The 11,908-nt window shown below is 45.4% G+C and carries 6 protein-coding genes; 3 read left to right on the top strand and 3 right to left on the bottom strand.

Translation table 11 applies throughout. The features are described 5' to 3' along the window. Positions 1-2,319: TonB-dependent receptor (locus HMPREF9007_RS03700; RefSeq protein WP_277754711.1), on the bottom strand; the 2,319-nt coding region annotated here is incomplete at its 3' end. A gap of 311 nt (positions 2,320-2,630) precedes the next feature. Here HMPREF9007_RS03700 and HMPREF9007_RS03705 point away from each other — a divergent pair. Next, complete coding sequence (locus HMPREF9007_RS03705; protein WP_008763283.1) at positions 2,631-3,503, top strand: aldose 1-epimerase family protein; 873 nt, start codon at positions 2,631-2,633, stop codon at positions 3,501-3,503. A 199-nt stretch (positions 3,504-3,702) separates the two neighbouring features. Here the strand turns inward: HMPREF9007_RS03705 and HMPREF9007_RS03710 are convergent, their stop codons facing one another. Continuing rightward, complete coding sequence (locus HMPREF9007_RS03710) at positions 3,703-5,583, bottom strand: DUF4980 domain-containing protein (RefSeq protein ID WP_008763282.1); 1,881 nt, start codon at positions 5,581-5,583, stop codon at positions 3,703-3,705. Positions 5,584-6,060: 477 nt separating this feature from the next. Then, complete coding sequence (locus HMPREF9007_RS03715) at positions 6,061-7,578, bottom strand: TROVE domain-containing protein (protein WP_008763281.1); 1,518 nt, start codon at positions 7,576-7,578, stop codon at positions 6,061-6,063. A gap of 111 nt (positions 7,579-7,689) precedes the next feature. Here HMPREF9007_RS03715 and HMPREF9007_RS03720 point away from each other — a divergent pair, with 111 nt between their 5' ends. Next, entirely contained in the window at positions 7,690-8,712 is a 1,023-nt protein-coding gene (locus HMPREF9007_RS03720) for a WYL domain-containing protein (protein ID WP_008763280.1), read from the top strand. A 181-nt stretch (positions 8,713-8,893) separates the two neighbouring features. After that, the coding region (locus HMPREF9007_RS03725) for a sugar-binding domain-containing protein (RefSeq protein WP_277754710.1) at positions 8,894-11,908 on the top strand (3,015 nt) is incomplete at its 3' end.

Here is an 11,908-nt window from a genome sequence, read left to right as displayed (position 1 = left end):
ATAACCCAGATTAAATTCAAAACCCTGGTTTTTCATTGCACCCGAATTTATCCAACGGCTGCCGCCTTCTCCCAGCACTCCTACTCCTGCCATTTCAGTCAGGATGTCTGTTGTTTTCTTGTAGTAGTATTCCAGTGAACCGTACAGTGATTGCTTGAACAGGCTGAAGTCGATACCGACATTGGTCTGTGTCGTTGTTTCCCATTTGATATTGTCGTTACCAATCTGGTTGCGTTTGAAACCGGAAGGAAGTACACCGCCACCGTTAGAACCTGTGATATCGTATGCCGTACCGTAGCTCTGTCCGCCGAAAGAATCGGTTGTACCATAGTTAGGTGCATAGATAGTATAACGGGCAAGGTTGGAGATTTCCTGATTACCGGTCTGTCCCCACGAAGCACGCAATTTCAGATCATCAAGCCAGGTCAGTTCTTTCATGAAGTTCTCCTGTGTGATGCGCCATCCCAAAGATACGGAAGGGAAAGTGGCATAACGGTGGTTTTTACCGAACCGGGAAGAACCGTCCCGACGGAGAGTTAACGAAAGCAGATATCTATCGGCATAAGAATAGTTCATTTTGCCGAAGAAAGAGACGAGTGAATACCCCTCACCGGCACCGTATGCCTGTGCCGTGCCACTACCTGCATCGGGCCACATATAGTCGGGGGTAAGGATAGAGAAGTCTTCTTTGTATCCGGAGAAATGGCTGTCGTCTTCACGGTTCAACTCCATACCTATCATTACATCTCCACGATGTTTGCCTACTTCCAGTTGGTAGGTAGCAATGGCGTTCCACATCCATTTCGTCCAGTGTTCCTGCTTGGCTTCCACTGCGCTCTTGCCATTATTTGTCTGCGTTCCTTCCTGATAAGGATAAGTGAAATAACGTGCCTGCTTGTTGGCATAGTCCAGACCGAAAGTGGAACGTAGATTGAATCCCTTGAAAGGAGTCAGATTGACATAGGCATCACCGAACATACGCCAGTAAGTGTATCGGTTGTCTTTATTGTATTCAAGTACGGCACGAGGGTTACGACGGTCGGGCCATCCGCCTACCGGTCCGCCCCATGAACCATCCGAAGCATATACGGGAATAGCGGAAGGAATGTCCAGTGCGGTTTCAATAATTCCACCCGGAGCCTGCACTTCCGACGTGCGATTTAATGTAAAATGCTGACCGATGGTCAGGATATCATCAATCAACTTATAATCGCTGTTCATACGAGCCGAGAAACGGTCGAAGTCCGTGTCTTTGATAACACCCAGATTCTTGTAATACCCCAGAGAAAAGAAAGAAGAACCTTTCTCCGAACCGTTGCTGACGGAAAGATTGTATTGCTGAATAACACCAGTACGAGTGATCTCATCAAACCAGTCTGTGTCCGCCACAGGCATTGTATTCTTTGAATCCAGGTATTTGGAAAGAGTCATTCCGTATAATACCGGATTGCCGTCGGCATTATATCCCCAATTGTAAGCATATCCCAAAGCATTACCGTTCGGATTTTCACCGTCGTTCACGTAGGCTTGCCACATAGCTCGTCCGTATTGCTCAGTGTTCAGTACGTTCATTTTACTCTGATACATGGAGGCGGAAACAGAAGCGTCGAAATTGATTTTGATCTGTCCTTTCTTTCCTTGTTTGGTAGTAATGATGATCACGCCGTTCGCTGCACGCGAACCGTAGATAGAAGCGGATGCGGCATCTTTCAAAACCTGAATGGATTCAATATCATTACCATTCAGTTCGTGCATACCGGCTTTGGTAGGAACACCGTCGATTATATAAAGCGGGTCGTTATTGTTCAGCGTACCGATACCGCGGATACGTACGGTAGCCGATCCACTCGGATTACCATCGGCGGTGATGTTCATTCCGGGGACACGTCCCTGAAGGGCTTTCACCGGATTGTTTTCACCTTGCTTCTGGATTTCGTCTACTTTTACTACAGAAACAGCACCTGTCAGGTCGGCTTTACGCTGTGTAGTATAACCTGTTACGACAACTTCATCTACCATCTGGGTATCTTCTTCCAGTAGTACATTAACGATAGCAGCCGCTTTTACGGTCACCGGTTTATAACCAATATACGTAATCTTTAAAGTAGAGTTGACCGGAACTGAAAGAGTGAAATTACCATCGAAGTCTGTAATTGTTCCGTTGGTTGTAGCTGTAGTTTCAACGACAGAAGCACCGATAATCGGTTGCCCATCCGTTTTAGAAGTAACGTTTCCCTTTACCGTAATGTTTTGCCCCCACAGGGCCGACATGAAAGCAAACAGGAAACAAACGCTGCAAAGAAGTTTTTTGTTCTTCATGATACCAGGCATTAGTTTAATGTTATTAATTTAAAAGTACGAATTTTCTCTTTTCGATGATGCAAATTACGGTTGATTTAAGTCAACCGACTGAAAAAAATGTTTCAAATGCTGTAAGAAATGTTGCATAGAACGCTATTTTATAGGGTTTTATAAGAATAATTCTCCATCATAAGAAAGTCGGGATTATATTCTCTCTCAATCATAGAAAATACTACCTTTGTATAGTAATTTAAGTCCTTGTAAAAAGGGATATTATTCATATAACAAGCATATAATCACTCAAAGTAACCAACAGAAAACTGAATGATATGAAAACAATCTCCAACGAACAACTTACTATTCAGGTATCTCCGCATGGAGCCGAACTTTGCAGTATCTTCGCCAATGGGAAAGAGTATCTGTGGCAAGCCGACCCTGCTTTTTGGAAACGCCACTCTCCTGTACTTTTCCCGATTGTAGGAAGTGTGTGGGAAAAACAGTATCGTAATGAAGGTATCGCTTATACATTGAGTCAACACGGCTTTGCCCGCGATATGGAATTTACTCTTGTTTCAGAGAAAGAAGACGAAGTACGATACCGCCTTGTCAGTAATGAAGAGACATTACGGAAATTTCCTTTCCCGTTTTGTCTGGAAATAGGTTATCGTATTCAGGGTAAGCAGATCGAGGTTATATGGGAAGTTAAGAATACCGGAGAAAAAGAAATGTATTTTCAAATCGGTGCGCATCCTGCATTCTATTGGCCGGATTTTAATGCAGATACACCGAATCGTGGTTTCTTCGGTTTTGACAAGGAAGAAGGGTTGAAGTATATCCTCATTTCAGAAAAAGGATGTGCAGATCCTTCCACTGAATATTCTCTGGAACTTACAGACGGGTTATTGCCATTGGATACACATACTTTCGATAAAGATGCTTTGATAATAGAGAATGAGCAAATCCATAAAGTAACCCTTTATACCAAGGAAAAGAAAGCTTATTTAAGCCTGCACTTTCATGCTCCCGTAGTCGGTCTATGGTCTCCGCCTGCAAAGAATGCCCCTTTTGTCTGCATTGAACCGTGGTACGGCCGCTGCGACCGCGCACATTACACAGGTGAATACAAAGACAAAGGCTGGATGCAACACCTGCAACCGAAAGAAACTTTCAAAGGAGGGTATACGATTGAGATCAATGAATAAGTAATGACAACCTATTCTGCGAATAGATTAAACACAGAACAGCTGCCGGACCTCACGGACGGCAGCTGTCAAACACCTAATCTACAAAACCTAACTTAAAACTAACTCATAAATCCAATCTATGAAATACAGATGATACAAGTGATAAACACTTGACTATATTCTTGATAAATACCTACTGAAAAACAAATCTATCCTTTTATAAACCTAACCTATGCACACTGAATGAATCGACTGCGAATGTACCGCCCTTACTGTAAAAACACATACGATTGTACGGCTCTGTAGGGAAAATCAGATTAGTCATCGCTATCTTCCCACCATCCAGAAATATTTCTACCGAACACTTATCAACAAAGACATCCAGTTTGTATTCATCTTCCTTTTGGATAGGCGCCCATGTAGCCAATGCGAAATCATCTATATAATTGATAGAAGTCGTCTTCCGTCGATCGTGCGCCTCGATCTCGTGCGGAGAGCTGTTTTTCCCGAAATCTACGATGCCGCTTTTCGTACGGTCCATCACCAGTTTCTTTTCCGGAAGATTAAGGTAAATATCCACCTTCTCTCCCTTGTCATTGAAAAGACTGAATCCCATAATTTCCGCCTTTCCAGTTTTGATGTTCAGAGAAAGTTCATAAGCTCCTTCATTATCAGTCAATAAAGATTCGATGTGATAATCCTTGTCTACCGTGAAAGACGGAATATCCTTGCTTTCTTTTCGTAAGTTCTTAGTTTCCGCTACCGGTGCGGCGGAAAGATAAATATCATTGTCCTGTGTATAGAGTCCCAATTCACGGGGCAGTGCATTGGCACTACGGAACTGCCGGGTCGGAACGATATTGCAATACTGCCAGTTGCTCATCCAAGGCACTGCCACCACACGGTTTCCCGTATTTGAGAAACAGACGGTAGCATAGTGATCTTTTCCCCAGTCCAGCCATTTCGTGACATTCGGCTGATTGTCACAAATAAATTTTGTACCGTCAAAGTCACCGATAAAATATTCAGTAGCACTCCCTCCGAAGTAACATCCCGGATTTACATTGACAATCAATGCCCATTTCTTATGGTTGATATCGCCGTCTACAGGAAGTTCCACCATATCCGGACATTCAAACTGACAGGGTTGCACACCGTATCCTTCGCCAAAGCTACTCAGGTAGTTCCAGTCTTTCAGATTATGGGAGTCATAGAAACGCATTTCCTTATCGGCAGAGACAATCATCACCCATTTACTCTCCGGTGCATACCAGAAGACTTTCGGGTCACGGAAATCTTTCAGACCATCGGAAGGACGCAGGACAGGATTCTTTTCGTATTTAGTAAATGTCCGTCCGTTGTCTTTGCTATAAGCCAGACACTGAATCTGTCCGTTCTTATCGCTGGCAGAAGTATAGTAAGCGAGGATGGAACCTGCTCCGTAGCCCGCCACATTCTCCTGATCGACAATAGAACTGCCGGAAAAGATATGCCCTAATGTATCACGAGCAATGGCAGGCGCCAGATGTTCCCAATGCATCAGGTCCTTGCTGACTGAATGTCCCCAATGCATATTTCCCCATTTGGAGCCATAAGGGTTATGCTGATAATACAAATGATACTCTCCATCTTTATATACCAATCCGTTTGCATCATTCATCCAGCCATAAAGGGGAGTATGATGGTAGACAGGACGGAATTTATCCGTATTGGCAGTATCAAACGTATCGGATAATCTGATTTCTTCCCAGCAGAGGGCGTCTTTCGATTTCCTTTGAATGCGCAAAGTGGCTGCCTTTGTATCAGCCGGCAAGGCAAAGGGAACAAAATAATCGACCTTTGTCTGTGCCAGACGGATATCCATATCGGTATCCGTTGCATTCCCCGTATCGAGCCGCACCTGACTTTCATCGGCTTCTTCCTCGATGGGGAGTAATATATAATGGGTAGGATGAACGATGTGGACAATTGTCAGGCTATCACCTTTCTGTTCAAGGGTGAATGTGCTTCCGGTTGACTGGCAACAGGTCAGTCCAAAGGAAACAGCCAGTGCGAGTGTGGCACCTTTACATTGTTTTATCCAAGGAGTTGTTTTCATGGTAACAGGATATTCAGAGTTATACGAGTGTTAGTCAAAAATAGACGAAGGCAAAGATAGGGGCTATCTTCACCTTCGTCTATAAACTTTGTTTCAAAGAGTAACACTTTTGATACATCATTGAAAAAAGGGAGCTACAGGCATATAGAAAAGCAGAAGTAACAGGCGAAAAGAGAAATGGGGCACGTCAATGCCGGAGTCGAACCGGATAGTCTTGCTGATTTTACAACTTCACTATTCCTCCCCTAAAATGAGACGAAGTAACTCTTCTCTACGACATTCTGCTTATGTCAAAGTAAAAACAAGGTAACAAACGAAAAGAGACTATAACCTGCTCTATCCAACTGAGCTATGCTTTTCCTCAAAGAATAAGGAGAGCAGCGGGAGTCGAACCCGCGACCTATGGTCGTCCCAAACGAAGTAACTCTTCTCTACGACACTTGTTTCTTTCGTAAACCGGAATCCTGAGAACTCCGGTTATACCACTATCTTTTTTATCTCCTGCAACGCATCATTTCCCTTGTCGATTGCAGACAAAATATCAAATATCTTATCCGACCATCCCGCTATTAAAAATACATCGTCACGAGTGATATCCAGCGGAGTGTTGCCATATCCGCTTAAGTCAAACAGATACAACTTGGCTGCCGGACAAATTTTCTTGTACTTCCTCCACAAATCCGTTATCTGCAAGTCACTATGGCTATTCCACAACTGACAGTCAGTGAACATCATTATCTTATCCATCTGCGCCTTTCGGTCTATTAGGTCTTTGATAACCAAATACCCGTTTGTAGAGTATCCCACTTCACCTTCCCTTTTATAGAAAGCATCGACATTGGACAAGATACCCGTATCGGGCAGATTGATAATCTTCCATCTATCGCCAAAGATACCCGTCATCACCTGCTTGCAACGTGACTTCAACAACATTCCCAGCAGCAAACCGATGTCGTAGTACAATACTTTACTCTTTGCCGAAACCGGACACTGCATGGAACCGGATACGTCACAGGCTATCAGCACACGGGTAGATTCATCAAATCCGGTAATATTGCGGGCAGACACCTGCACGGCACGTTCCAAAGCCGTCATCAACATCGTAGCATAGAGCGAAGGAGTCTTCGACAACTCACGGTAAGCAGCCAAAAAGCGGAAAGGCAACTGCCTGGAGTTTTCAACCGCCTTTTCGGAAGACAGCCTCTTCCCTACTGTCAGAATATGGTCTGCAGAAACTTCCGCTTCCAGTATATTCCTCAGATTGCGCAGCAAAGCCATGTATCCTAGTTTACCACTGTCTATCAATTCTTCCCATTTGGCACGGAAAGCTTTTCGCCGTTCTTCTTCCGTAGCAAAGATACACTGACCTAAAGCTGACAATTCTGTCTCCCAAGTATAGGGAACCGGAAGATTATCATTGACTATTCCATTGAAAATTTCCTGTTGCCGTTCATCTTTCGCTTTCGGGTGCACAAGAAACAAGGCATCTTTCAGACAAACTTCTGCCGAACGGTTATATTTGGCAAACTGGTACGCATCGAATGTATTGAATGCATCCTGTAGACCTGCCTGCAACTGTTTGGAAAGACGGTTCAGTTTCTTTGTCCCCGTCCGCCGGTTTGCCTGCTGATAACAGGCCAGCAGTTCGGTGATTTCATCGGCACGCCGAACGGTACGGGCAGTTACCCGCTTCACCAGATTGTCGCCCTGGTGGATACGCGCCAGTTCTACCGCCATCACCAAAGGGATGGAACGCAGGTTCATCGTTTCCCTTGCGTACGCCGCCAGTTGCGCCACAAACAAAGGGTTACATTTTCCGATGAGCGTACGGACCCTTTCTATTCTCTCTTCCGCCTGCTCATAGAAACTGTTGTTCAATGAAGTAGTTACCACGGATGTGTACAATTCCCATTCGGGTGTCAGCCGGTAAGCCGATGCCGATTCTTTGTTCAGCACTTTATTCATTCCTTTATTTATCCAGTTAAACTTCATCATTTATACTCTTTATTTGTTTTCTTTTGCAAAGATACGGGGGTGGGTGCGCAGCCTTTTTGCGTACCTCAAATTATTTTTCTACTTTTGGAGAAAATCTTTATACTTCCGCCTATGCCGGTCAATAGAAATGCCTTGATTCGTTATAAAACGATTGATAACTGTCTGCGTAATCCTTATCGTCGCTGGACACTGGAAGACTTGGTAGATGCCTGCTCGGATGCCCTTTACGAATATGAAGGAATCGACAAGGGAATCAGCAAACGTGCCGTACAAATGGATATACAGATGATGCGCAGCGAGAAGCTGGGTTATAACGCACCGATTGTAGTATACGAAAACAAATATTACAAGTACGAAGACCCGGAATACAGTATCACACAGACCCCGCTGAACGAACAGGACCTGAAAACGATGTCGGAAGCCGTGGAAGTTCTGCGGCAGTTCAAGGGTTTCTCCTATTTTACAGAGATGAGTGAGATTGTGAACCGACTGGAAGATCACATAGCCTCCGCCCGAATGAAGACGACTCCGGTCATCGACTTCGAAAAGAACGAATCTCTGAAAGGGCTGGATTATCTGGATACCATTTACCATGCCATCGTCAACGAACATCCCCTGCAACTTAAATACCGTTCGTTCAAGGCCCGTTCGGCAAACAGCTTCATCTTCTATCCTTATCTATTAAAGGAATATCGCAACCGTTGGTTCGTATTTGGAGTCAGAAAAAGCGGACGGATATTGCAGAATCTGGCTCTGGACAGAATCCATTCATTAGAGGTGTTATCGCGGGAACCCTTTATAAAGAATACATTCTTCGACCCGAACACATTCTTTGACGACTTGGTAGGGGTGACCAAAAACTCCGGAAGCAAAGCCGAGAAGGTCGGTTTTAAAGTAGCCGCCAACGAAGCCCCCTACATCCTGACCAAACCGATACACCACAGCCAACGAACCATAGAAACATTGGAAGACGGAAGTGTGATTCTTGAAATAGAAGTAGTCATCAACCATGAACTGGAACGGGTATTCTTCGGATATGCCAACGGAATACAAGTTCTTTATCCGCAGACACTGGTGGAGCTAATAGAAAAGAAATTAAGGAGGGCGGTAGAACAATACGAAAAGCCCAAGTGAGTTACATTCGGATAAAAAGCAAGTAACCGGACCATTTTCACCCTTTCCGGAGAGAAAAAAACATTTTATGATACAATTAATTCCATTTTAATGAAGAATTAATTTGCTTTATCCTCTCTTTTTAATGGTTCGACCTTTACTTTGCCCTTGATAATACCGGAAAACTCATTAAATTATGAATATGAAGAGAAGTTTAATTTTACTATGCGGTCTGCTGACCAGCTTTACCTTGCAATCTACAAAGGTAAACGCGCAGACACAAACAGTGGCTAATGACCAGAAACTGGTCTATCCCTACACCTTTGCCCCCAGCGAAGGTCTGGTGAACCAAACAGAAAAAGAACATCGACAAGAGATTTGCATCAACGGTTATTGGGATTTCCAGCCTGTCCGCTTGCCGAAAGAATACGTTCAGGGAAAAGGTATCGCTCCCGAACTTCCATTGCCGGAAAACGACAGCGAATGGAGCAAAACTCGTATCAAAATCCCTTCACCGTGGAATATCAATGCTTTTGCTTACCGTGACCTAGAAGGTCCCGACCACCGCAACTATCCTTCATACCCTAAAGAATGGGAACAAGTGAAAATGGCATGGATGAAGAAGAATGTCACCATCCCTGCCGACTGGTCAGGGCAGCAAATCAAACTTTACTTTGAGGCCGTAGCCGGATATTCCGAAGTCTATATAAATAAAGAAAAGGTAGGCGAGAACTTCGATTTGTTCTTACCGTTCAGCTTTGACATCACCGATAAAGTGACTGCCGGCGAAAACATAGAGATACTGGTAGGCGTACGAAGCCAGTCGTTATTCGAAAACAATGCGACCATCGGACGCCGCATTGTTCCGGGCGGCTCGATGTGGGGGTATCAGATCAACGGTATCTGGCAGGATGTATACCTGTTGGCCTTGCCAAAAATCCATCTGGAAGACGTATACGTAAAACCGCTGGTATCAAAGAATACACTGGAAATAGAAGTAACTCTTCAGAACCTGACAGAGAAGAAGACTGACGTACAACTGCAAGGTAATATCCGCGAATGGGTGAACTGCGCAGGAACGGACGTCAACTCCGCTCCCGTTCCGAACTGGACGCTTGGTAATGAAGCATTGAAAGTCGCTCCTACGAAAGTGTCCCTGCCAGCCAAGGCTTCACAGAAAGTGACCTTACAAGTACCTGTCGGCAAGGATATATTAAAATACTGGACTCCGGGGCATCCCAACCTATATGCCCTGTTACTTTCCGTCAATAACCAGAAACAGACTGTCGATACCAAATACGAACGTTTCGGCTGGCGTGAATGGACATTGCAGGGTACTACTCAATATCTGAACGGCGAACCTTACGCATTACATGGTGACTCCTGGCATTTTATGGGTATCCCGCAGATGACCCGCCGTTATGCGTGGGCCTGGTTCACCGCCATTAAAGGGATGAATGCCAACGCAGTCCGTCCGCACGCGCAAGTCTATCCCCGCTTCTACCTCGACATGGCCGATGAAATGGGTATCTGCGTGCTGAATGAAACAGCCAACTGGGCCAGCGACGGTGGTCCGAAACTGGACTCCGACCTCTTTTGGGAAGCATCCAAAGAACACCTGAAACGTTTTGTCCTGCGCGACAGAAATCACGCGTCTGTTTTCGGCTGGAGTATCAGCAACGAAAACAAACCCGTTATCCTGCACGTTTACAATCGCCCCGAACTGATGCCGGTACAAAAGAAGGCATGGGAAGAATGGCGTGACATTGTACATCAGTACGACCCTACCCGCCCGTGGATTTCAGCAGACGGAGAAGATGACGGTGACGGTATATTGCCCGTAACCGTAGGACACTACGGAGACATCAACTCCATGAAACGCTGGATTGAAATCGGAAAACCTTGGGGAATCGGCGAACACAGTATGGCTTATTACGGCACCCCGGAACAGGTTGCCAAATATAACGGAGAACGTGCTTACGAATCACAGGAAGGCCGTATGGAAGGATTGGCTAACGAATGTTACAACCTCATCGTCAACCAAAGACAGATGGGAGCCTCTTACAGCACAGTCTTCAATATGGCATGGTATGCCTTGAAACCGCTTCCACTCGGCAAGAAAGACAAAAGCAAAGCTCCCACCGTTGAGGCTGACGGAGTCTTCTTCGGTAATTACAAAGAAGGAGTTCCGGGCGTACAGCCCGAACGTGTAGGCCCTTATTGCACGACGTTCAACCCCGGGTATGACCCGACCTTGCCGCTCTATCAGGAATGGCCGATGTACAGTGCCTTACGCGCTGCCAATGCTCCGGGCAAACCGGCCTGGTCTCCTTATGCTGTAATCGACAAACAACAGTACGACCATCGCAAAGCAACAACTCCTTCCAAAAAGTATAAGGAAGTCATCTTTATCGGTAGTCAGAACAGTAAATTAAAGCAGCTGATGGATGCGCAAGGAGTCATATTCTCCAAGAAGGCAAACACTCCTTCCCTGTTGCTCTATATCGTAGACGGTAGCCAAAAGTTGGATGCTTCTACCAAGGATGAGATACAAAAGCAAATCGCCAAAGGAGCGGATGTATGGATATGGGGACTCACACCGGAAACGGTAGCCGCATACAATGAAATTCTTCCGCTTCCGGTGTCCTTGGATAATCTGCAGCGTTCTTCTTTCCTACCCGTACAAAAGTCATGGATGCACGGACTCAATAATTCCGACTTCTACTTCTGCGAACTTCAGAAGACCAACGCTTCCAGCTACTCGATGAAAGGAGCTTTCGTAGAAGAAGGCGACGTCTTGCTGAACGCCTGTAAGACCGACTGGAGAAAGTGGAACAAACGCCCGGAAGAGATCAAGACTGCCGGAACGATCCGCAGTGAATACGAATGTACAGCCGCCACTCCTGTATTCGTAAAATGCCAGCAGAACGCTTCCACTTTCTATCTGAACACATTAACCGAATTTGCCAACTCGGAGAAGGGGTTCAACACATTGAGCGCTATCCTGAAGAATGCCGGAATAGCCTTCCAAAAGCCGGAAGTCAATATCGACGAGGTCTTCTTCCTGCGCGACGAACAGATCAACTTCCCCGTAGCCACCAAAGAGAAACTGGTGAAGGACAGCGACGGTGAATGGACACTGGAACTTTATGTATTCAGTCCACGCCCTCTGGACGACCTGTTGATAGAGCCGAACATGCCGAAACTATCCCTCTTT

The organism is Bacteroides sp. 1_1_14 (assembly GCF_000162515.1).
Lineage (GTDB): Bacteria > Bacteroidota > Bacteroidia > Bacteroidales > Bacteroidaceae > Bacteroides > Bacteroides thetaiotaomicron.
Note: the sequence above shows the minus strand (reverse complement) of the source record. Positions and strands in the feature narration are given on the sequence as shown.

What these genes read in the sequence shown, in the direction of transcription:
- HMPREF9007_RS03705 (WP_008763283.1), top strand. Translation starts at nt 2,631, where the DNA reads ATGAAAACAATCTCCAACGAACAACTTACTATTCAGGTATCTCCGCAT.
- HMPREF9007_RS03710 (WP_008763282.1), bottom strand. Translation starts at nt 5,583, where the DNA reads ATGAAAACAACTCCTTGGATAAAACAATGTAAAGGTGCCACACTCGCA.
- HMPREF9007_RS03715 (WP_008763281.1), bottom strand. Translation starts at nt 7,578, where the DNA reads ATGATGAAGTTTAACTGGATAAATAAAGGAATGAATAAAGTGCTGAAC.
- HMPREF9007_RS03720 (WP_008763280.1), top strand. Translation starts at nt 7,690, where the DNA reads ATGCCGGTCAATAGAAATGCCTTGATTCGTTATAAAACGATTGATAAC.